Raw genomic sequence first — 20,005 nt, forward strand, 5'->3', positions numbered from 1 at the left:
TAGGTTGGGGACCGTGGCAGTCTTCGATGACCTTGTGGGGCAGGAACGCGCCGTCGTGACGCTCCGCCGGGCCGCCGCGGCGGCGGCCGACCTGCTCACGGGCGGGCGTGGCGCGGGGATGACCCACGCGTGGCTGTTCACCGGGCCGCCCGGTTCCGGCCGTGAGGAGGCCGCGCGGGCGTTCGCCGCCTCGCTGTTCTGTCCGGACCAGGGGTGCGGGCACTGTGAGATGTGCCACCAGGTGGAGATCGGTTCCCACCCCGACCTGGAGATCGTCCGGCCGCAGGGGCTGTCGTACGGGGTCAAGGAGACCCGCCGTCTCATCCTCCGCGCGGCCGGGGCACCGACGCTGGGCCGCTGGCGCGTCGTGCTGTTCGAGGACGCCGACCGGGCCACGGAGGGGGCGTCCAACGCGTTGCTGAAGGCGATCGAGGAGCCACCGCCGCGGACGGTCTGGTTGCTCTGCGCACCCGCCCCGGACGACATGATGATCACTATCCGGTCCCGGTGCCGGCTGGTCACGCTCGTCACCCCACCCGTCCCGGCGGTCGCGCACGTGCTGGTCACCCGCGAGAACGTGCCGCCGGCGGTGGCGGAGTTCGCCGCCAGGGCCGCCCAGGGGCACATCGAGCGGGCCCGCAGGCTCGCCCTGGACGAGGAGGCGCGCAGGCGCCGCGACGCGGTGCTGTCCATCCCGGGGTCGCTGACCGGTGTGGGGGAGTGCGTGACGGCGGCCGAGCGGCTGGTGAAGACCGCGGACGAGGAGGCCGCCGCGGTCACCGCGACGCTGAACGAGGCGGAGACCGCCGAGCTGCGCAAGATCTACGGTGAGGGGTCGTCGGGCAAGGGGCTCAACAAGGGCCTCATCCGGGGCGGGGCCGGGGCGTTGAAGGAGCTGGAAGACCGTCAGAAGTCGCGGGCGACCAGGACCAAGCGCGATGTCATCGACACGGCTCTGCTCGACCTGGTGGCGTTCTACCGTGACGTGCTGGCGGTGCAGTTCGGCGCCTCCGTGGCGCTGGCCGGTGAAGATCGCCGGGCGGACCTGGACGCCCTGGCCCGTTCCTCTACGCCGGAGGAGACCCTGCTGAGGATCGACGCGATCATGCTCTGCCGGGAGCGGCTGGCGGCCAACGTCAATCCGCAGATGGCGGTCGAGGCGATGACCCTCTCGCTGCGGCGGCCCCGTCCCTGAGTTTCCGCCGCCCGATCCTCGTCTCCGTCCCTGAGTTTCCGCCGCCCGATCCTCGCATTCCTCGCCTGCGGTTCCCAGGCTCTTTCCCCGCTTCTCGGGCTCTTTCCACGGTTCACGTGGTCTTGCGGTGTTCCGCGGCCCCGGGCTCTTGCGGTGTTCCCTCCGCGGTCCGCGGATTCCCCGCTCGTCCGGGGTGACGGACGGCCACCGTGTCCCAGGGTCCGGCGGCCCCCGCGGTGCGGCGTGGCCGGTACCGGACGTCATAAAGCCCTTCCGGGACCGGGCTGACGAATATCCGCTGGTGAGAGAGCCGGCCCTACGTGGCTATCCCCAGATTTGTAATTGGATGGAACCATTTACCGCTATCTCCCCTCAAAGTGAAGGTGTGGATCGTTAAGATTCGCAGTACAAAAAGTAATATTTGTTATAAAATAATTGACTGTCCTGCTCACGGGGAGAGCAGAGAAGACCGGGGGAACCTTGGTGAGCATCGACGCCCGTCACGGGGCGGTTCCACCTGCGGGCAGACGGGCCGTGACCAGCCGCGTGGACGACGGCGACACGCTGCGGATCGAATGGCCGGCGCCGGACGACGCGAAGATCGTCCTGAGGCACGTGGAGACGGGCGAGGAACACGTGGGAACCGACCTCTCGGCCCTGCCGGCGGGGGTCTGGACGGCCTACTGCGGAGGCGAGCCCCTGGCCACCGACGATCCGGGGTTCTCGCTCGACGGCCTGCACTCCTACGCCGAGACCCGCCGTCGCCGGGAGGTCAGGGCGTTCCGCACGCCCGCCGGCATCCTGGGCGTCCGGGTCCGTGAGGTCGAGCCGTACGTCGAGGTGGTCCGGGTGACCTCCGACGACGGCGTCGTCCAGGTCGAAGGGGTGATCGCCTACGGCGAGCCGATCCGGGGGGCGGCCCGGCTGGTGGCCGTGGCCAGGCGGGGACCGGATCCCGTCAGCGGCCCGGCGGACTTCCAGGGGCGATGGTTCGAGGGGGCCGTCGAGATCGCGCCGCTGGCGGAGACCCAGGTGCGGCGCAGAGTCTTCTGGGACCTCTACGCGGAGATCGCCGGAGCGCGACTGCCGCTGGCCACCCGCCTCGATGACATCACCGACAAGAAGACCAAGGTGCGCTTTCCCGCGCAACGGGTGGGGCAGGTGAGGGTCCGCCCGTACTACACCGAGACCGACAGCCTCGCGGTGGCGCTCACCGTCGAGGAGGGGGACGGACAGTGAAGATCTCCTTTCTGATCCTCAACGCCTACGGCATGGGCGGCACGATCCGCGCCACCTTCGACCTCGCCACCACGATGGCCGAACGACACGACGTCGAGGTCATCAGCGTCTTCCAGCACACCGACCGGCCCTTCCTGCCACTGGGCTCCAAGGTCCGGCTGCGCTCGCTGGTGGACCTCCGGGAGGGGGCCAGGGTCCACTGGCTGTACCGGAGGAAGGCCGAACGGCTGAGCACGCAGCCGAGCACGCTGATCCACCCCGAGGAGCGGGCGTACTCCTCCTTCAGCGCGTGGAGCGACGAGGTGCTCGTCCGGGAACTGCGCCGGCTCCGCACCGACGTGCTGATCACCACACGCGCCGGACTGAACATCATGGCGGCGCGGTTCGCACGTAAGCGGGTCCTCACGATAGGCCAGGAACACCTGCACTTCGCGGCCCACCAGCCCGGGATCTTCGAGGAGATCCGGACCTGGTACCCGAAGCTGGACGCGGTCGTCACCCTCACCGAGGCCGACGAACACGACTACCGCACGATGCTCGGCCAGGCGCCGACCCGCGTGTTCACCATCGGCAACGGGCTGCCCAAGGGGCCACGTCCCCGGTCGCGGCAGGAGAACCGGATCGTGCTCGCCGCGGGCAGACTGGTGCCGGTCAAGGGGTACGACCGGCTGCTCAGGGCGTTCGCCCAGGTGACGAAGGAACGCCCCGACTGGAAACTCCGGATCTACGGTGAGGGACGGGTCAGCGACAAACTGATCAAGCTCTCCGTCAAGTTGCGGCTGCACAACAACGTCACCTTCATGGGCCCCACCGGCGACATCGAGGGCGAACTCGCCAAGGCCTCGATCCACGCGGTCAGCTCCCGCTTCGAGGGCTTCGGGATGACCATCATCGAGGCTTTCGCCTGCGGGGTGCCCGTGGTCAGCTTCGACTGCCCCCGCGGCCCCCGCGAGATCATCACCCCGGGGCACGACGGGCTGCTCGTCCCCCCCGACGACGTGGACGCCCTCGCGGCCGGGCTGCTCCAGATGATCGACGACGAGGAGGGCCGCCGCCGGATGGCGGAGAACGCCCTCAGGACCGCCGGAAACTACGACATCTCCACGATCGTCGGCCGCTGGGAAAGGTCGTTCGCCGAACTCCAGCGCTGACCGGAGCGGCCGACGGCCGGAAGCGGTCGACGCCCCGGGGCGGCTGACGGCCCGAAGCGGTCGACGGCCAGGAGTGGCCGGTGGCTGGGAGTGGCAGACGGTCCGGAGTGGTCGACGGCCGGGAGCGGTTGGTGGTCCGGATCGGCCGGTGGTCCGGAGCGGGGCCCCGTAAACGTAGGGCGCCCCGCTCCCGCCGGGAGGACGCATAGGCTGAACCCAGGCCGTCCCCCAGCTTTGGAGCCTCATGAGCATGATCATGGCGGTGAGCTTCACCCGCTACGGCAGGCTGTACTACCTCGATCCGGGCGAACACCGCCCCAAGGTCGGAGACAAGGTCCTCGTCCCCACCGATGCCGGCCCCGAGGTGGCCGAGTGCGTCTGGGCGCCGCAATGGACGAGCGAGGACATCGGCGGCCTGCCGGTCTGCGCGGGCATCGCGGGCGAGGAACACCTGGCCCGGGACGAGGCCAACAAACGGCGGCGGGCCGAGGCGCGCAGCGTCTCCAAGCGTCTGATCAAGCGGCACGACCTGCCCATGAAGGTCGTCGGCGTCGACTACCTGGACACCGACAACGTCTACACGGTCTACTTCTCGGCTCCCCAGCGGGTCGACTTCCGCGCTCTCGTCCGCGACCTGGCCCGCAACCTGCGGGCCCGGGTGGAGCTGCGCCAGATAGGCCCCCGCGACGAGGCCCGCCTCCAGGGCGGTATCGGTCCCTGCGGTCGCGACCTGTGCTGCGCCACCTTCCTGAAGGACTTCGAGCCGGTCTCCGTCCGCATGGCCAAGGACCAGGACCTGCCGGTCAACCCGCTGCGCATCGCGGGGGCGTGCGGGCGGCTGATGTGCTGCCTGAAGTATGAACACCCGCTCTATCTCGACGCCCACAGCAGGATGCCCCGCGTCGGGCTGAAAGTCGACACCCCCGAGGGGCCGGGAACCGTCGTGGGCCGCAACGTGCCGTCCGACTCCGTGGTGGTCCGCCTGGAGGAGGGGGGCCGCCGCTGCGCGTGTCCTTCGGCCTCGGTGTGCTCCCCGCGCAAGCAGCACGACGCGGTGTACGGCGGCACGAGCGGGGACTCTTCGTGATGGCTTTGGGATATTCCGCTGGTTTGTAGCGGTATCGACATAGGATGCGCTTGGTATGTGAGCAGTCGTCCACTTCCGAGCCACGGCTCCCGCCTGCGCCGGCGGGCGACCCGATCGACGGAGTGGATCAGGCGTGAGATCCCGTACGGCCGCCGCGCTGGCGGCGGTGGCCCTCCTCGCCGCCGCCTGCACCGGTAACGGCGCCGCCTCTCCTTCCAACGCGGCCTCCTCATCCGTTCCCACCGCCGGTGCCGACGCGGCCGTGGCCGGTGCGACGCTCGCCTGGGCGGACTGCGGCGACGGCTTCGAGTGCGCGAAACTCCAGGTCCCCCTGGACCACGACGAACCGGGTGGCGAGCGGATCCCGATCAGCGTCATCCGGCTGCCCGCCTCGGGGAAGAAGATCGGCTCACTCCTGTTCAACCCCGGCGGGCCCGGATCCTCCGGGGTCGAGTACGCCCGGTACGCCCGTGACGTGATGAGCCCCGCCCTGCGCGAGCGCTTCGACATCGTGGGGTTCGACCCGCGCGGGGTCGGCGAGTCCGCACCCGTACGGTGTCTGTCGTCGAAGGAACTGGACGAGTTCACCGGCCTCGACGGCTCCCCCGACTCCCCGGAGGAGATCACCGCCCTGGAGGAGGGGGCTCGACGGTTGAGCGCCGGATGCCAGGCCCGCTCGGGCAAGCTCCTGCCGCACGTCGGCACCGCCGACGCCGCCCGGGACATGGACCTGCTGCGCGCCGCCGTCGGCGACTCCAAGCTCACCTATCTCGGCTTCTCCTACGGCACGCAGCTCGGCGCCGTCTACGCCGACCTCTTCCCCGGCAAGGTCCGAGCCCTCGTCCTGGACGGGGCCGTCGACCCCACACTCACCTCGGTGGAACTGAACGCCACCCAGGCGCGCGGTTTCGAGATCGCCCTGGACGCCTTCCTCGAAGACTGTCTCAAAGCCGCCGACTGCCCCTTCCGGGGATCCGTCGCCTCCGCCCGTGAGGAGATCACCCGGCTGCTCCAGCGCACGGACGCCACCCCCCTCGGCAACACCACGGGCGACGGCCGCACCGTGACCGAGGCCTGGACGGTCCTCGGCCTGATCACCCCGCTCTACGACCAGCGGTCCTGGCCGACGCTGCGCCAGGCGCTCGCCGATGCGCTGAAGGGCGACGGGACCACGCTCCTGGGGCTGGCCGACCTGCTCATCGACCGCAAGGAGAACGGTGAGTACGCCAACCAGACCGAGGCCGGTCTGGCGGTGAACTGCGTGGACTCGGCCTACCCCGCCGACTCCGCCGCCTTCGCCACGGCCGCGGCGAAGGCGGCGAAGGAGTCTCCGCTGTTCGGGGAGTACATCATGTGGAGCTCGCTGCCCTGCGCGTACTGGCCGGTCAAGGCGGGCCCCGAAGAGAAGATCGACGCACCCGGCGCTCCGCCCATCGTGGTCGTCGGCACCCAGCGCGACCCCGCCACGCCCTACGTCTGGGCTGAAGCCCTCGCCTCCCAGCTCTCCTCCGGTGTCCTCGTGGGCTTCGACGGTGACGGCCACACCGCCTACCGGGGTGGCACTTCCTGCGTGGACCGCCTGGTCGACGACTACCTGATCAACCTGACCGTCCCGAAGGACGGAACCCGCTGCCCGAAGACCGGCTGAACCGAGGCGCGGAAACTCCACGGAAGCCTGTACACTTCGGTAGGTCGCGTGAAACACGCGGCACGCCGCCTTAGCTCAGTCGGCCAGAGCACTTCACTCGTAATGAAGGGGTCAAGGGTTCGATTCCCTTAGGCGGCTCCAGGTCAGAGGCCCCCACCGGACACCGGTGGGGGCCTTTTGCTAACACCCTTGCTAACAGCGGCATGGACGCGGTGGCTTCTCCTGCGGCAGGGTGAGTGTTCGGGAAGGCCAGCCTTCAACACCCGAGGACTACGGTGTTCAGGAACATGGCCTGCCCGAGGTGGCATGCCGTCCGCACAGTGAGCACCAAACCTCTCCCAGCTGCAGCAGTTCGGTCATCTCGTTGAGCAACGATGCCTTGATCCGGTCCAGAGCCGTGGCGTCTTGGCTGAAGCAACGGGCGACCCAGATCTCATGATCCTTTGCCCACCAGTTGTTGAGGTGAAGGTGCACAGCGGACGTTCCGTCGAACCACCACAGGTCCGCCGGTCCTGAGGCCTCATCGACCGGTGGCGGAAGGTCCGCGCCCGCCAGGACCGGGATCATTCCCGACGGGATGGCCAGCTCCAGCATCAGATGCGGCCAGTGGCGGACGGTCAGGAACAGCGCGTGCGCCTCAAGCCGCTGGTCGACACTCCGGTTGAGAATCCTGAGCGGCTTGTCGGCGAGGGTCATCCCGGCACGGCCGTCCAGTAGAACCTCCACGCCCCATGTCCAGTCGTCGTCCACGATCCCGTAAAACGCCCATCCCTGGGCCGTCCAGTAGACCCTCGTATCGCCATCCAGCCCGTACTCCACCCTGTTGGGCCCTGAAGCCGGGCACCACAGCCCGCCGTATCGCCGCTCGAAGGCGATCATCGCCTCAACGGCTTCAGCGGGAGCCTCGATCTCGTTCCCGGCATGATCAACGGCACGGGCGGTCCGTTTGATCCAGTCGGCCGGTGTCGGCTCATGCCAACGTGCGTTCGCGTCAAGAAAGGCACGGAGGCGAGGCGAGAGCGAACGGTCAGTTCGTATGTGCACACCTGAACGTACACTCGCTGTCCGTTACCCACCCGACGGCCGCAGACTTCAACGTGAAAGTCCCTGAACCTGCACCGGGCAGGATCAGGGACTTCAAGAATCCGAGGAAGCTGTCTCGGTTGCGTCCATGGAAGTGGTGTAAGAGTTTCCCCAGCTAGCAAGCGTGGCGCCGGACATGAGAACGGCCATCGCGTGTTCCTTCGTGATTGCGACATCAAGATCGAAGGAAGAAAGCGATGGCCGTGCCCAACAGTGTGGACCCGATGGCGTGGCTGGCGGAGCAGATTCAGGCCAGTGACCCCAATCTGTTGCGCTCCATGGTGAAGACCATGGCTGAGACGTTGATGTCGGCCGAGGCCGACAGCCTCTGTGGCGCCGCGTACGGTGAGCGCAGCACCCAGCGGGCCAACCGGCGCAACGGCTACCGATCCCGGGACTGGGACACCCGCGCCGGCACCGTCGAGCTGGCCATCCCCAAGCTGCGCTCGGGCACCTACTTCCGGGATTGGCTGCTGCAGCGCCGCCGCCGGGCCGAACAGGCCCTGATCAGCGTGGTGGCCACCAGCTACCTGCTGGGCGTCTCCACCCGGCGGGTCGACAAGCTGATCGAGCAGCTCGGGGTGCAGCACATCTTGAAAAGCCAGGTCTCGGAGATGGCCAAGATGCTGGACGGGCAGGTGGAGGCGTTTCGGACCCGGCCGTTGGACGGCGGCCCGTATGCGTTCGTGTGGCTGGACGCGCTGACGCAGAAGGTCCGCGAGGACGGGCGGACGGTGAACGTGCACGTGCTGGTCGCCACCGTGGTCAACGCCGACGGCCGCCGGGAGATCCTCGGGCGGAGGTGACCTCGGCCGAGGACGGCGCGGGCTGGCTGGGCTTCCTGCGCACTCTGGTGGCCCGGGGCCTGTCGGGGGTGCAGTTGGTCGTCTCTGACGCCCACCGGGGGCTGGTCGAGGCCATCGGTGCGACGTTGGCGGGCGCCTGCTGGCAGCGGTGCCGCACTCACTACCTGCGCAATTTGCTGACGACCGTGCCGAAGTCGGTGCAGCCGTGGGTGGCCACCCTGGTGCGGACCATCTTCGACCAGCCCGCCGCTGAGGCCGTCCGGGCCCAGCACACCTGGGTCGTCGACGCCCTGGAGGCGAAGTATCCGGCTGCCGCGACGCATCTGGGGGCCGCCCGGGAGGAGCTGCTGGCCTTCGCCGCCTTTCCTCGGGAGGTTTGGCGGCAGGTCTGGTCGAACAATCCACAAGAACGGTTGAACAAGGAGATCCGCCGCCGCACGGACGTGGTCGGCATCTTCCCCGACCGGGCCGCGATCGTCCGTCTGGTCGGTGCGGTTTTGGCCGAGCAGACCGACAAGTAGACCGAGGCCCGCCGCTACATGGGACTGGACGTGCTGGCCAAGATCCGGCTGCGGCTGATCTGCGGCGACACACCGGGGCAGAATCCGCTGCCGCAGACACTTACCGCTTAACCTGCAGAAACAGGATCACGCGAAGGCCGGCTCATACACCACTTCGCTGGACGTGACCGCTGTCTCTTATTCGAGAGCCTTGGCGAAGACGTCAGCGGCGGCGGTCTCCGCCGAATGGATCACGTGAGCGTACACGCGCAGGGTGATGGCCGGATCGGCGTGACCGAGCCTGGCCGCGACCACGTGGCCGGGGACGCCGGCCAGAAGCAGCGTGGTGGCGTGGATGTGCCGGAGATCGTGCAGGCGGGCGTAAGGGAGCGGTTCAGCGGGAGCTTGGTCCTTGCCCTCCGGTTCGTTGTACGCCTTGATGAGCTTGCCCGGGAGCGCCGTCACGGTGGTCGGGTAGATGGGGCCGCCCCAGGCGGTCGTGAAGACGTGACCGCTGTCCGCCCCCTTCCAGGAGTCACCCACGCGAGCCTTCTCCGCTTCCTGGGCCTTCTGCTGTTCCCGGAGTATGGTCACCACGCCCGTCGAGCCCTTGATGGTGATCTGCCGACCGTCGAGGTCGACGTCAGGCCACCGCGGGTTCAGCAGCTCACCCCACCCCGCGTCGGCCGTGGCCGGTCGCGCTGCGGCTCTTCGGCCGGCCACGGCCGCGCCGCCCACCCGCCAGGCCCACCAAGCGATCAGGGGAGCCGGGAAAGTCCCTCGGTAGTCGTAATGATTCCGCTGAAGGCTGCCGCACCGCTTCCGCCCCTCGGGCCTTGACGGCCCTGCGGTACGGGTCGGTTTGCCACCGGATATCTCGTGCTCTCGCCGTCGCCGGCCATCCCGCCATCGGCTCTTCTGGTTACGCAGTGCCTTTGGCCTCTTTCGGAGCGGCGTCGGTGGCTGCCGTCCCTGAAGAGACCAGCCAAGTGCGAGCCGAGGTTCTGATCGTCTCATCTGCCGTCATCCAGGCGTAGCTCCAGCAGACTGGTTTCTTCAGTTCAAGCCCGACCATGCGAAGTGGGGTAACCGGCGCGGGAGGAGGGACGCCGGGCACAGGTGCGTCCAAGTCGAGTCTGACTCTCCGTCCCAGCCCCGTTGCTCCGTCGGGGGGACGACGAGCGGGATCATCAGAAGGCGAAGGAGTATACGGGAAACGTGTCCCTTCAGTTACCGATATGCACTTTACCTAAGGACACTGTGGCGCCCGGATCCAACCCGATATCCCTGATCCTTTGTGACTTTCCGGTCTGAACATTGACCTTGTAATAGCCGAAAGATCCGCCAGGCTCGGGAGGCTCGGCCTCGATGATGTATTCATTGGTGTCGAGCCAGTCGTATCCGATCGCATCGCTCGGTTCGGACAGAAGCCGGAGGTTGAACTTCTTTACGATCTTCCCCGTTTTTGCATTGTAGACGGCAAGGCTCTCCTCGTCGTCCTCGCCGAAGGTGGGGAGCACCTTCACCATCAGGCGCCCGTCCGGGGAGAGGTTGTTTATGAAATCCCCTCCCTTCCATTCGCTGGTGACCATCCCTCTGTGGTTGAGTATGGTTACGGTGCTGCTTTCGGGATCATCCTCCCCGAGTCCCGGACATGCTCGTTTTGCTGCGATGACAGCAGCGTTATGGCTCAAGCCGAGTACATGGCAGAAACCGGGAAAAGTGGAAGTCCGTCCTGTGGCGAATTCGGTGATCAGTAGTCGAGGCTGATCGCCGGAGAATGCAAGGGCGAAGAACCGGCCGTCGGGCGATATCTCCAGGCTGTGAACGTCACCGAGCGCCTCTGCATCCAGTCGTGGTGAGATGGGTTTGAGTCGCGCGGTGGGCAGGTTCCATCCGACAAACTGCATCCGCTGCTTGCTGAAGTATGCAAGATGATGACCGGCGGCTGTGATGCGGAGCGGTACACCTTCAAAGTGAGAGTCTTCTATCTGGGCTTGGCTTACCGCGTCAAGAAGGGGGATGTCGCTTGAGCATTCATCATCGTCGGCACCGGACCCAGCCTCGAATCCCCCGCAGCTTGCGCCGTAGGTGATATCCAGATCTTGCCTTCCTTTGCCTCTTTTGTAATTTACGCGCAGTGTCCATTCGCTGCATGTAATCACTTCCGGCGCGGCATCGTCCTCTTCTTCTCTGGGCCGGCTGTGGCAATTCGGGTCCTCCCGAGTGAATGCATACTGCACTGGCGGATCAAACGGTCCGGGTTTCCAGTCCGGTGCCGCCTGAGGGCTGTCGTCACGGTTCAGATAGAGGAATCCCGAACCCAATAAGCCGAAGATGAGGAGAACGACTGCAGTGTGTCGACCGGGCCGGTGCCGGGTGGCGCGTCGCTCTACACCGGAATCCGGCCCGGCTCTGCCCGGCTCTCCATGAATGTCGCCGTTCATTCCGATGTCCGCCATCAGGTTACTCATGCCTCCCTGTCCGATGTTGAGGGAAAATTTAACCCCTTCCAGTCGCGGGACGATAACGAGTGGGCGAGCATGTGCGTTCCCGCGGAGGGCGGCGAAGCACCCTTCGCAGGATCGGTCGATGAGACGGAAGAAGGTAAAACGCCCGATCATCGCTATACAGTCGGTGTTTCCCAGGTCGTCAGATGTGGTGTCGCAGGAAACCCATACCCACAAGGGCAGGGCACAACGAGGGCACATGAGGGTGTGAGGCGGCCAGGAATACCGAGAACCGGTGAGAAGCTGAACCGCGGGTCAGGCAGTATCCCATGATGTCGGCCCAGGTTTCAGCCGTCGCCCTTGCTGAAGTGCCGGTAGTCCCCTATGCCCAAGAGGAGAACGCGCCGGGAGGATGTCACCGGCATCCGGTTGGATGAGGCGCGTGTCTGCTCATGACGTGGCCCGGCTGCTGCCGGATATTCCGGTGCTCCGTGACCTGTGCCGGTCCATGGCGGTGCTGGAAGCCATTCTCAGCCCGGAGTGGTCCAGCCGCTACCACTCCTTCGACGCGGAATGGGGGCCCGGGGAGGAGATGGCCTCGATGCGCGACGGCTCCGGAGATGAGTACTCCATCGTCTTCTCGGCGGTGGGTGCCTACATCCGCGGGTTCGACCACGAGTCGGTGATGAGCCCGTACGGCACCGGCAGGCCGTGGCCGGGGATGCTCGATTCGGTCCCCGAGGTCTTCCGCCACTGCGTGGCCGAGCCCGCGTTCTGCAACGAGGACGGCATCATGGCCGTGACCGCCTGCCTGTGGCGGGAGACCGGTGACGACCGCTGGCGGGTGGGGGAGATCGACTACCCGGACGGCGTGAGCGATCCTGATGGGGCGGCATACCTGTTCGCGCGGCTCGTCGATCCGTCCGCGGAGGCGTTCCGGCGGTTCGCCGAGGACTACTACGAGGTCCCGGTGGACCTGGAGGCGGTGCGGCACGTCTACGCCCTCCGCCCGCTGACGCAGGGGGTGGTCACCGCGCTGAACGCCGACCTCACCATGAAGGACCTCACCGACGACCTCGCGGCGGCTCGGTATCCATCCGTCGCCGGTTGAGAAGACGGTCTGCCCGTAGGGTGGTGATCGTGCAACGGCTCGCGCTCTTCGACTTGGACAACACGCTCGTGAGCCTGGACGAGGCTTTCCAGGTGCGGACCGCGGAGTTCGCCGACGGGTACGGTCTCGGGCGCGAAGCGGTTGACGGGCTCATCGCTCTCGACCGGACGGGACCGGCCGAGGTCGTCGACGCCTACGCGCTGTTCGGGCTCGAACACGTCGTTCGTGCTGACGTCGCGGAGCTTACGGGTGCCCAGGGCCGGGATGACGTGGATTCGGCTCAGGATGGTGCCGGTTTCCATCGGAAACCTGTCTCGCCTGCCCGGCTCGTAGGTGAGCCAGTCACCCACGGCGTGCTCGACGGTGTAGCCGGCTGGAGCGAAGGCAAGCCCGTCCTCGTAGCCGTGGATCGCGGGATGCGCCGGGCACGGCTCTGACGGACCGAGCGCAGGCGGCCCGTGCGCAGCTGCTCGTAGATGACGCTGCGGTTCACCTGGAGCAGGCGCATGGTGTCAGAGGTGCGGTACAACTCCGGCTCATAGCTGCCCTGGACTGCGGACATCGCGGGTCGGCACACTCTGCTCGCACCCGGCGGCAAGCCACGGTCCGGCACTGGAGTGTGCCGATGTTGTCTCCTGAGGCCGCACACGATTTTCGTCGGGTCCGCATGGCAGGATTCCCGTGATCTGGCCCCACAGAGAGCAGGATTCCCGTGAGCGTCTACAGCTGGCTTGATGACGATGCGTTCTGCGCAACGCACGTCCGTGGCCTCACCCCGCACGAGGCGTTGGCACGTCTCGGCATCGAGGTGGTCGACGGTGACGACGAGGAAGGCGAGATCGATGAGGGCCTCATCTGTGCGCATCCAGCCGAAGGCGGCACCGTTCTGAGCGAGCTCAACGGCTTCGCCGGCACGCTGGACGAGGTCCTGCGGCCCCTGTCGGTCGGAACGGTCACGGCGAGCGTCTTCGTCAACGTCAACAGGGTCGCGGACTTCGTTCACTACGCGGACGGCCGTAAGGTCCTGTCGTTCGACCCGCTGATCCCTCATCCCACGGATGACGCCCAGGCGGACTACCTGTCCGACCGGATCGAACTCGGCCTGGTCCACGGCAACTCAGAGGGCGGGCTCGCCGCGGCACGGCAGCTGGCCGAGCGCATCACTGGAGTACGGCCGAACGCTTCCAGCCGCATCGTGACCGCTCACGGCTTCGTTGAGTACTGATGGTGCTCGATTGCCTGCCCTGACCGGCGATGACCCGCGGCACCAGATGAGAAAGGCTCACTGTCGGCCAGCGTTACGACTTGGTTGGTCCTGGGACGACGCCCCACATGAACGTTGAGCCCTTCAGCAGTTGCTCCGTCACCTTGATCCCGGTCAGGCGCTCGACGAGCAGGAAAGCCGGCCCCTCGTAAAGCTGGTGAAACCACGGGTAGAGCCTGTCGATCTCCGCCATCGTGTCCACGAGTTCGTCCGGGGTCTCCCTCAGATGTTCATCATCGACTCCCCAGGTGAATCGGATCTCGCCGTCCTCGCACCAGTAGAAGTAGTCCAGGCCCTTGATGGCCAGTGCGGCCTGGGAGACGAGGCGGGTGCCCTCGGAGAGTTCAGTGATCACGTCTTCACAGGTGCCGAGCCAGTCAGGGTCGAAAACGAACGTCCAATCGCCGATGGAGGTGACGCCGAGAGGCTCCCCAGAGCATGGGTAGTGATCCGGGTCGTCGGGGAAGGGGCCCGGCGTGAGGTCCTCCCATCGACCGCCGAGGCGGGCGACCACCTGTTCGGGCGTGGCACGGATGTAGATGAAGCTGTAGCACTCCTCGGCGTATTCGCCGCGGAGCCAGGAGACGCCGGGGGGCTGCATGATCATTTCGTCATGCTGCCAGCCGCCACCGACAGGCACAGAACCCGGTCGTCAGCTGGGTTCCTCGTTCTGCTTCGTGCGCACTGCCACTGCTACTCGCGACGCGCGAAAGGTCAAGCGCAACGTGAAGATGTCCAATACGGGCAGGTCGTTGCCGTCCCAGTCGAAGCAGTCGACCTGACCAGGTGGGGCGTCGGGCCGGGCGGTCACGCAGTCATGGCCTTCCTGATTCTCGCACCACTCGATGATTCGGACATCCTCGAACCGGAAGACCACGACAGGCATCGTCGCCAGCTCGGGCGGAGCCCACCATGGGTCATGGACGAACTCCAGCTCCAGCATCGGCGGCCTGCCGGGCTGATAGGTCAGGTAACTGAAGTCGGTGTCGTGGAGGTAGACGTGGGCGCCCTCGTCGGTCCAGAACTCGTACAGCCCTGTCCTGGGAGTGACGCCACGATCTTTGTCCGTGGTCACGTCGGTGAACTCGGTCACTGACATGAGCACATGATCCTATGACCGAAGCGGCCTCTGCAGTCCGCGGCGGAGCGCTGACAGCGACGTCCCCGCACACGGGCTCGTTTCGACCACCGCACACGGACTCATCCCGGCCACCGTCCACCGCCCTCCGGCCATGGCGTTCGACACCCGACCGGGTCGATCGCCCCGCCTGGGAAGTGGGCGGTCCCGACATGGGACTGAGCTGACACGGGGGTGTGTTCTGTGGCTCGCGGAACCGGAAACTGACCTTGCTCAATAGTTCGCCTGGCGATATATATCGGCTATGGCACTACGTGAGCAGAGCTACCTCGTGCTCCTGGCGCTCTCCGACGGCCCGCTCCACGGCTACGGGGTGATCAAAGCCGTCCAGGAGCTGTCGGAGGGCCGCGTCCGGTTGGGGGCGGGCACCCTGTACGGCGCCCTGGACCGGCTGGCCGGGGACGGCCTGGTCGCCGTGGTCGGGGAAGAGGTCGTCGACGGCCGCCACCGCCGCTACTACGACCTGACCGGGCACGGGCGGGAAGTCCTGGCCGAGGAGACCGTCCGGCTCGCCCGCCTGGCCGCCACCGCGCAGCGCCGACTCCGCCTCCAGCCCGGGACGGGAGGGTGATGGACGCCTACGAGCGGCGCTGCCGCCTGCTGATGCGCGCCTACTCGCCGCGCTTCCGCGAGCACCGGGGCCAGGAGCTGCTGGGCACCCTGCTGGACCTCGCCGCACCCGGGCAGACGCGACCCACCCTGCGCGACAGCCTCGACATCGTCCGGGGCGGGCTGCTCACCCGGATCGGGGACCGCCCCCCTGCGGGGCAGTGGATCGGCTACCGGCTGTTCGGCAGGCTCGTGCCCGACCAGTACCGGATGTGGGTCCGCGACGACCTCCACAGCACGCTGTACTTCTTCCACACCCCGTTCCTGCGGTTCATGCTGATCATTCCGCTGCTCACTGGCATCAACGAGTTCCTCGGTGTTGAGGAGTTCCTGCATGCTCACGGTGTGGATCTGCTGAACTGGCCGATCCCCGTGGCGTTCGGGCTCGCCGCCCGGAGCGCGAGCGCGACCAGACGTCGGGCACGTGACTGGTACGGGCTTGAGCGTATCGACGCCTCATGACCTGAGGCGGTCTGACGCGGCCGTCCCATCCAGGCGACCCGGGACGGCGGCCCAGTCGTCGCCAACGGGTCTGCCTGCGACGACATGGATGTGATCCAGAGACACAGCTGTACATTCGTCCGTGATGTTTCGCTGCTCGCCGGTGGTGCTCGACCGGAAGGTGCTGGGGCGGGAGGCGACCGCGACGATCTCGCCGGGCCGGTGGTCGCCCTTGCCGGTGGATCCGCCTGACCTTGAACGACGTCGGTTGAACCACCTGAGGAAGTCGGGTGAACCACCTGAGGGAAACGTACGTTTGTGGGGCATGAGACTAAGAATGACCATGCTCGTGGCGCTGTTGTCCCTGACGGCGGCCTGCGGAGGAGCGGAATCGGATACATCGGCGACCCCGGTTGATGACGGGCCGGCGAAGCGGGTTGCGTTGTGGGGTGCCGAAGGCGGGTTCGTGACCGTGACCATGAACGCGCTGCGTCCGCCGAAGGTGGTGCTGTACAGCGACGGCCTGGCGATCGTTGACGCGAGCAAGCAACTGAAGCTCACCGATGCCGAGACGGGCGAGACGGTTGCGTCGATGGAGACGTATCTGACCGGGCAGCCGCCGACCGCGGAGCCCAAGCCGGGTGCGCCGGCCGTGACGGACGTGCCGACCACCGTCCTCGGGGTACGGGGGAAGGACGGAAAGATGCTGGAGGTCCGTGCCCCGGCTCTGGACCAGGTCGCGGACTTCTACCCGAAGGAGCTCTCGGAGGCGAAGAAGCTGATGGACGGCTTGGCGACCCGGGCCGCCACCGCGGGCACCGATTACGTCGCCACCCGCGTCCGCGTGGTCGCCGAAGGGGTCACCTCGGCGGAGGGCAAGCCGGCGCCGTGGCCCGCAGGGGTCCCGGAGCCTTCGGGCACGGTGGAGCCGATCTGGCAGAAGGACGTCGAGGGGGCGGCGGTGAGTGCGATCACCAAGGCGGTGCCTGCTGGACAGCAGTACGGCCGGTCACTCTTCAAGACCGGTTCGGGGGCACTTTTCGTGCTCTCCTGGCGGTACCTGTTGCCTGACGAATAGCAGGGGCTGATGGCGTGGGCTCGCGGCTGCCCCGTCAAGTCGTCGCCCGCCGACCGCACAGACCATGACGATCAGCAGGCCGAAACGGCCGACATGGAGCCTGGCCACGGAACACCTCGCCGCCTCGATGAAGCACGGCCTGCTCGCGCCGGCCGTGCAGTCCGGACTGAGGTGATGAGCCCGTACGGCGACGGCAGGCCGTGGCCAGGGGTGCTTGATCCGGTCCCGGAACCTTTCCGGCGAGCCGGATGACAACAGGGCCGCAGCGTGTTGCGCGGAGCGCCGTACAGCACCACCGCCTTCACGGGCGATCCACCAGTCCGTATCCCCTATATCCTCACCATCCGTCCCATTCCCTGCATCCCCACCATGAGCCGGTGAGATGCCTGAGCCCGTACTCGTAATCCTCGGCACGAAGCCGGCCGTCGGGCGTCCAGGCGAAGCATCGTGACGGAGCCAAGGGCCAGTCGCTCACATCGAGCTGCGCGGTGGGAGGAACACCCTCGTCCTCGCCCACGTAACGTCCGCAGACGTGATACGCACCCGTCCATCGGCAGCCGGGATCGGCGTGCCCGCCACCGCCGATGATCGATCTGGCGTACTGCTCCATGCTGGACTGCGAGAGCGTGAAGCGCACCCGGAAGGAGCCGTCCAGGTGGATGACGCCCCACACGGCGAGCACGATGAGGGGAGCAGGCAGCCAGCGCAGGAGCGGCTTCATCGACAGTCTCCGCCGGCCGTTCCAGAAGGCCGCACACAGTCGGATGATCCAGTAGAAGCTCAGCGGCACCCAGACGAAGAACCCGAAGATCAGTCCCTCGAAGTACGGGAAGGGCACGCTGGACCACCACAGGCTGATGAACGCCGCGATCGTCACCGCGGTGAGGAAACGCCACCCGGGCGGGTTCTCGATCATGACGCCATCCTGATGTCGATCTTCACCGTGGTCACAGTCTGTCCGCAGGATGGTGGCCGGGCAACGCCTCGCGCTCTTCGATCTGGACAACACGTTCGTGAACCTGGACGAGGCGTTTCGCGTCCGGGCCGTGGAGTTCGCCGAAGAGCACCGCCTCGGGCGTAGGGCGGCTGACCGGTTGCTCGCTCTCGACCAGGCCGGATGCCCACACCGGGAAGTGTTCTTCGGCAAAGTGCACGATCACTTCGCCCTCTCCAGGACGCGACCGGGTACGGGACGCTCAGCCTCGGACCTGACCCGACATCATCGGATGACGCCCAGCCCGGAGCCGTGCGGGGTGCCGCGGCGGGCGATGACCGGAGTGATCTCACGTCTCCGCAGCCGGCGGCGGTGACTGCGGCGGTCGTGATCGCGGATCGCTGCCGGTGGGACATTCGCGATCGAGTACAGCGACCTGGCCTGCGGTGTCAGGTGAGGCACCCGGCGTCCGTGGGCGTCAACGGTCTCCTCGGGACGGAGCGAAGTGCTCCTGTCCCAGGACGGCGAGCAGTCGCAGCTTCTCGTGGCCCTCGGTGCGCGGGGGAGCGGTGAGCACGAGCAGGGCCTGGGACTGGTCCTCGGTGAACAGCACCTGGCAGTCCAGTTCGATCGGGCCGAGTTCGGGATGGATGAGCGTCTTGTGGTCCTCGAAGCGCTTGGCGACCTCGTGCCGGTCCCACAGCTCGGCGAACTCCGCGCTCGCCTTCTGCAGTGCCCGGACGAGTTCGCCGGCCCGGGACCGGGGGCCCATCGATCCGTAGGCGGCGCGCAGGTTCGCGACCTGCGCGCGGCTCTGCCTGTCGCGGTCGTCCTCGGGGTAGCGCAGCCGCTCGGAGAGGTCGGTGAACCAGCGGTAGATCTCGCTGCGGGCGAGGCCCGTGTAGCCGGACCTGTCACCGAACAGGGCGTCGGCCATCCGGTTCTGCACCAGCGTCTCGCCCAGGTTGGACAGGATGAGCGCCGGGGTGTCGTCGAGGCGGTCGAGCACCCGTAGCAGCGCGGGGGCGACGTGTGTCGCGGCCGTCGCCGGCGCCGGTGGGTTGTGCCCCGCCACCTGGAACAGGTAGTCGCGCTCGTCATCCGTCAGCCGCAGCGCGCGGGCGAGCGAGGTGAGCATCTGCTCGCTGGGCCGCGGGCCGCGCTGCTGCTCAAGCCGCGTGTAGTAGTCGGTCGACATCGCGGCGAGGGCCGCCACCTCCTCGCGTCGCAGGCCCGCGGCCCGGCGGCGCGCGCCGGAGGGGAGACCGACGTCCTCCGGACGCAGTGCTTCGCGGCGGCGGCGCAGGAAGTCGGCGAGTGTGCTGCGGTCCATGGGTTCAGTATCCGCCCCGTGCACGAGGGCCGGCGGGCACGAACCAGGGATCGCCGATCCCCCGATGAGCGCTCTCTGCACCCGCTGCGCTCCGTCGGTCAGGCTGGAAGCATGCGAATCTCAGGCAACACCGTCTTCATCCCGGGCTCCACGAGCGGCATCGGCCTGGCCCTCGCGATCGAACTGCGAGCCAGGGGGAACACGGTCATCGTCGGCGGCCGGCGCGCCGAACTGCTCGAACGGATCGCCGCGGAGCACCCCGGCATCGACACCGTGCGGATCGACACGGCCGATCCCGCGAGCATCGACTCCGCCGCGAAGGAGGTGCTGGCCAAGCACCCGGATCTCAACGTCCTGGTCACGATGGCCGGCATCATGCGCGTCGAGGACTGGCACGAGCCCGAATCGTTCCTCGCCTCGGCCGAGGCGGTGGTGACGACCAACGTGCTCGGCCCGATCCGCCTCATCGCCGCGTTCGTCCGGCACCTGCAGGCGCAGCCGGACGCCACCATCGTCACCGTCTCCTCGGGCCTGGCGTTCGCACCGCTCAAGGCCACCCCGAGCTACAACGCCTCCAAGGCCGCGATCCACATGCTCAGCGAGTCGATCCGGCTGCAACTGGCCGACACGACCGTGAAGGTGGTGGAACTCGAGCCGCCGTCCGTTCGCACCTCACTGTTGCCCGGCCAGGAGGACAGCGAGTTCGCGATGCCGCTGGAGGAGTTCGTGACGGAGGTCGTCGCGCTGATCGAGGCGCAGCCCGACGCCAGGGAGATCCAGGTCGAGCGCGTGAAGTTCCTGCGCTACGGCGAGGCTCGCGGTGACTACGACCAGGTCGTCGAGACGCTCAACGCGTCCGACCCGCACGGCAGATAGCCGGACTCCCCGCCGGGCGGCCGAGCGCCGGAGGTCTCGCGACTCGCCGGTGGCCGGAAAAG

At 67.4% G+C, this 20,005-nt stretch carries 20 protein-coding genes, 1 tRNA gene and 2 pseudogenes; 14 read left to right on the forward strand and 9 right to left on the reverse strand.

The genetic code is table 11. The features are described 5' to 3' along the window. Nucleotides 1-13 precede the first annotated feature (13 nt). From F4562_RS17940 to F4562_RS17965, 6 genes are all read left to right on the forward strand, one after another. A complete protein-coding gene (locus F4562_RS17940; RefSeq protein ID WP_184543231.1) occupies nucleotides 14-1,195 on the forward strand; it encodes a DNA polymerase III subunit delta' in 1,182 nt (393 codons plus the stop codon). A gap of 483 nt (nucleotides 1,196-1,678) precedes the next feature. After that, a complete protein-coding gene (locus tag F4562_RS17945) occupies nucleotides 1,679-2,434 on the forward strand; it encodes a hypothetical protein (protein ID WP_184543229.1) in 756 nt (251 codons plus the stop codon). Beyond that, a complete protein-coding gene (locus F4562_RS36385; RefSeq protein ID WP_184543227.1) occupies nucleotides 2,431-3,585 on the forward strand; it encodes a glycosyltransferase family 4 protein in 1,155 nt (384 codons plus the stop codon). The genes F4562_RS17945 and F4562_RS36385 overlap by 4 nt, the downstream gene beginning before the upstream one ends. Nucleotides 3,586-3,829: 244 nt before the next feature. Then, nucleotides 3,830-4,672, forward strand: a complete 843-nt coding sequence (locus F4562_RS17955) for a PSP1 domain-containing protein (RefSeq protein ID WP_375782476.1) — start codon at nucleotides 3,830-3,832, stop codon at nucleotides 4,670-4,672. Between the two features lie 133 nt (nucleotides 4,673-4,805). Further along, on the forward strand, nucleotides 4,806-6,320 hold the full coding sequence (locus tag F4562_RS17960) for an alpha/beta hydrolase (RefSeq protein ID WP_184543226.1): 1,515 nt from the start codon (nucleotides 4,806-4,808) through the stop codon (nucleotides 6,318-6,320). 64 nt (nucleotides 6,321-6,384) lie between these two features. Next, nucleotides 6,385-6,461, forward strand: a tRNA-Thr gene (locus F4562_RS17965). A 138-nt stretch (nucleotides 6,462-6,599) separates the two neighbouring features. Here F4562_RS17965 and F4562_RS17970 read toward each other — a convergent pair. Further along, on the reverse strand, nucleotides 6,600-7,199 hold the full coding sequence (locus F4562_RS17970) for a hypothetical protein (RefSeq protein ID WP_184543223.1): 600 nt from the start codon (nucleotides 7,197-7,199) through the stop codon (nucleotides 6,600-6,602). 401 nt (nucleotides 7,200-7,600) lie between these two features. On the opposite strand from F4562_RS17970, the pseudogene F4562_RS17975 reads away from it, so the two are divergent. After that, nucleotides 7,601-8,841, forward strand: a pseudogene (locus F4562_RS17975) (IS256 family transposase). Between the two features lie 66 nt (nucleotides 8,842-8,907). On the opposite strand, the gene F4562_RS36390 reads toward F4562_RS17975, so the two are convergent. Next, nucleotides 8,908-9,432: a tyrosine-type recombinase/integrase gene (locus F4562_RS36390; RefSeq protein ID WP_311734065.1), complete on the reverse strand. Its 525-nt coding sequence runs from the start codon at nucleotides 9,430-9,432 to the stop codon at nucleotides 8,908-8,910. Between the two features lie 503 nt (nucleotides 9,433-9,935). Further along, nucleotides 9,936-11,183 carry a hypothetical protein gene (locus tag F4562_RS17985; protein ID WP_184543219.1) on the reverse strand — a complete coding sequence of 416 codons (1,248 nt, stop codon included), beginning with the start codon at nucleotides 11,181-11,183 and terminating at the stop codon, nucleotides 9,936-9,938. 418 nt (nucleotides 11,184-11,601) lie between these two features. On the opposite strand from F4562_RS17985, the gene F4562_RS17990 reads away from it, so the two are divergent. The 3 genes from F4562_RS17990 (at nucleotide 11,602) to F4562_RS18000 (ending at nucleotide 13,495) form a co-directional block, all read left to right on the forward strand. Then, a complete protein-coding gene (locus tag F4562_RS17990; protein ID WP_311734064.1) occupies nucleotides 11,602-12,270 on the forward strand; it encodes a hypothetical protein in 669 nt (222 codons plus the stop codon). A 29-nt stretch (nucleotides 12,271-12,299) separates the two neighbouring features. Continuing rightward, nucleotides 12,300-12,707 (forward strand): hypothetical protein, encoded by a 408-nt coding sequence (locus tag F4562_RS17995; protein ID WP_184543215.1) that lies wholly within the window; start codon nucleotides 12,300-12,302, stop codon nucleotides 12,705-12,707. A gap of 275 nt (nucleotides 12,708-12,982) precedes the next feature. Beyond that, nucleotides 12,983-13,495 (forward strand): DUF6461 domain-containing protein, encoded by a 513-nt coding sequence (locus tag F4562_RS18000; protein WP_184543213.1) that lies wholly within the window; start codon nucleotides 12,983-12,985, stop codon nucleotides 13,493-13,495. 73 nt (nucleotides 13,496-13,568) lie between these two features. On the opposite strand, the gene F4562_RS18005 is transcribed toward F4562_RS18000, so the two are convergent. Both F4562_RS18005 and F4562_RS18010 read right to left on the reverse strand, forming a co-directional pair. Next, a complete protein-coding gene (locus tag F4562_RS18005; protein WP_184543211.1) occupies nucleotides 13,569-14,141 on the reverse strand; it encodes a DUF6461 domain-containing protein in 573 nt (190 codons plus the stop codon). A 45-nt stretch (nucleotides 14,142-14,186) separates the two neighbouring features. Continuing rightward, the gene (locus F4562_RS18010) at nucleotides 14,187-14,633 is read right to left on the reverse strand and encodes a hypothetical protein (protein WP_184543209.1); all 447 of its coding nucleotides are present in this window, start codon (nucleotides 14,631-14,633) and stop codon (nucleotides 14,187-14,189) included. A 283-nt stretch (nucleotides 14,634-14,916) separates the two neighbouring features. On the opposite strand from F4562_RS18010, the gene F4562_RS18015 reads away from it, so the two are divergent. From F4562_RS18015 to F4562_RS18025, 3 genes are all read left to right on the forward strand, one after another. Next, nucleotides 14,917-15,243, forward strand: a complete 327-nt coding sequence (locus tag F4562_RS18015; RefSeq protein ID WP_184543207.1) for a PadR family transcriptional regulator — start codon at nucleotides 14,917-14,919, stop codon at nucleotides 15,241-15,243. Further along, nucleotides 15,243-15,743, forward strand: coding sequence for a hypothetical protein (locus F4562_RS18020; RefSeq protein WP_184543205.1), 501 nt, complete (start codon nucleotides 15,243-15,245; stop codon nucleotides 15,741-15,743). The genes F4562_RS18015 and F4562_RS18020 overlap by 1 nt, the downstream gene beginning before the upstream one ends. Before the next feature lie 316 nt (nucleotides 15,744-16,059). Next, entirely contained in the window at nucleotides 16,060-16,800 is a 741-nt protein-coding gene (locus F4562_RS18025; RefSeq protein WP_184543204.1) for a hypothetical protein, read from the forward strand. 337 nt (nucleotides 16,801-17,137) lie between these two features. Here F4562_RS18025 and F4562_RS18030 read toward each other — a convergent pair whose 3' ends face one another. The 4 genes and pseudogenes from F4562_RS18030 to F4562_RS18045 form a co-directional block, all read right to left on the reverse strand. Then, nucleotides 17,138-17,716 (reverse strand): hypothetical protein, encoded by a 579-nt coding sequence (locus F4562_RS18030; protein WP_184543202.1) that lies wholly within the window; start codon nucleotides 17,714-17,716, stop codon nucleotides 17,138-17,140. 31 nt (nucleotides 17,717-17,747) lie between these two features. After that, complete coding sequence (locus F4562_RS18035; RefSeq protein ID WP_184543200.1) at nucleotides 17,748-17,960, reverse strand: hypothetical protein; 213 nt, start codon at nucleotides 17,958-17,960, stop codon at nucleotides 17,748-17,750. 62 nt (nucleotides 17,961-18,022) lie between these two features. Beyond that, nucleotides 18,023-18,115: pseudogene (locus F4562_RS18040) on the reverse strand (IS5/IS1182 family transposase); the annotation flags it as partial. Between the two features lie 97 nt (nucleotides 18,116-18,212). Beyond that, nucleotides 18,213-19,067, reverse strand: a complete 855-nt coding sequence (locus tag F4562_RS18045) for a helix-turn-helix transcriptional regulator (RefSeq protein WP_184543198.1) — start codon at nucleotides 19,065-19,067, stop codon at nucleotides 18,213-18,215. Between the two features lie 111 nt (nucleotides 19,068-19,178). Between F4562_RS18045 and F4562_RS18050 the strand changes: the two genes are divergently transcribed. Further along, a complete protein-coding gene (locus F4562_RS18050; protein ID WP_184543196.1) occupies nucleotides 19,179-19,943 on the forward strand; it encodes an SDR family oxidoreductase in 765 nt (254 codons plus the stop codon). Nucleotides 19,944-20,005: the final 62 nt, after the last annotated feature.

Origin of the sequence: Streptosporangium becharense (genome assembly GCF_014204985.1) — a bacterium.
Lineage (GTDB): Bacteria > Actinomycetota > Actinomycetes > Streptosporangiales > Streptosporangiaceae > Streptosporangium > Streptosporangium becharense.

What these genes read in the sequence shown, in the direction of transcription:
- F4562_RS18020 (WP_184543205.1), top strand. Translation starts at nt 15,243, where the DNA reads ATGGACGCCTACGAGCGGCGCTGCCGCCTGCTGATGCGCGCCTACTCG.
- F4562_RS18010 (WP_184543209.1), bottom strand. Translation starts at nt 14,633, where the DNA reads ATGTCAGTGACCGAGTTCACCGACGTGACCACGGACAAAGATCGTGGC.
- F4562_RS17970 (WP_184543223.1), bottom strand. Translation starts at nt 7,199, where the DNA reads ATGATCGCCTTCGAGCGGCGATACGGCGGGCTGTGGTGCCCGGCTTCA.
- F4562_RS18030 (WP_184543202.1), bottom strand. Translation starts at nt 17,716, where the DNA reads ATGATCGAGAACCCGCCCGGGTGGCGTTTCCTCACCGCGGTGACGATC.
- F4562_RS18045 (WP_184543198.1), bottom strand. Translation starts at nt 19,067, where the DNA reads ATGGACCGCAGCACACTCGCCGACTTCCTGCGCCGCCGCCGCGAAGCA.
- F4562_RS18005 (WP_184543211.1), bottom strand. Translation starts at nt 14,141, where the DNA reads ATGATCATGCAGCCCCCCGGCGTCTCCTGGCTCCGCGGCGAATACGCC.
- F4562_RS18025 (WP_184543204.1), top strand. Translation starts at nt 16,060, where the DNA reads ATGACCATGCTCGTGGCGCTGTTGTCCCTGACGGCGGCCTGCGGAGGA.
- F4562_RS18050 (WP_184543196.1), top strand. Translation starts at nt 19,179, where the DNA reads ATGCGAATCTCAGGCAACACCGTCTTCATCCCGGGCTCCACGAGCGGC.
- F4562_RS17955 (WP_375782476.1), top strand. Translation starts at nt 3,830, where the DNA reads ATGAGCATGATCATGGCGGTGAGCTTCACCCGCTACGGCAGGCTGTAC.
- F4562_RS18015 (WP_184543207.1), top strand. Translation starts at nt 14,917, where the DNA reads ATGGCACTACGTGAGCAGAGCTACCTCGTGCTCCTGGCGCTCTCCGAC.
- F4562_RS17985 (WP_184543219.1), bottom strand. Translation starts at nt 11,183, where the DNA reads ATGAGTAACCTGATGGCGGACATCGGAATGAACGGCGACATTCATGGA.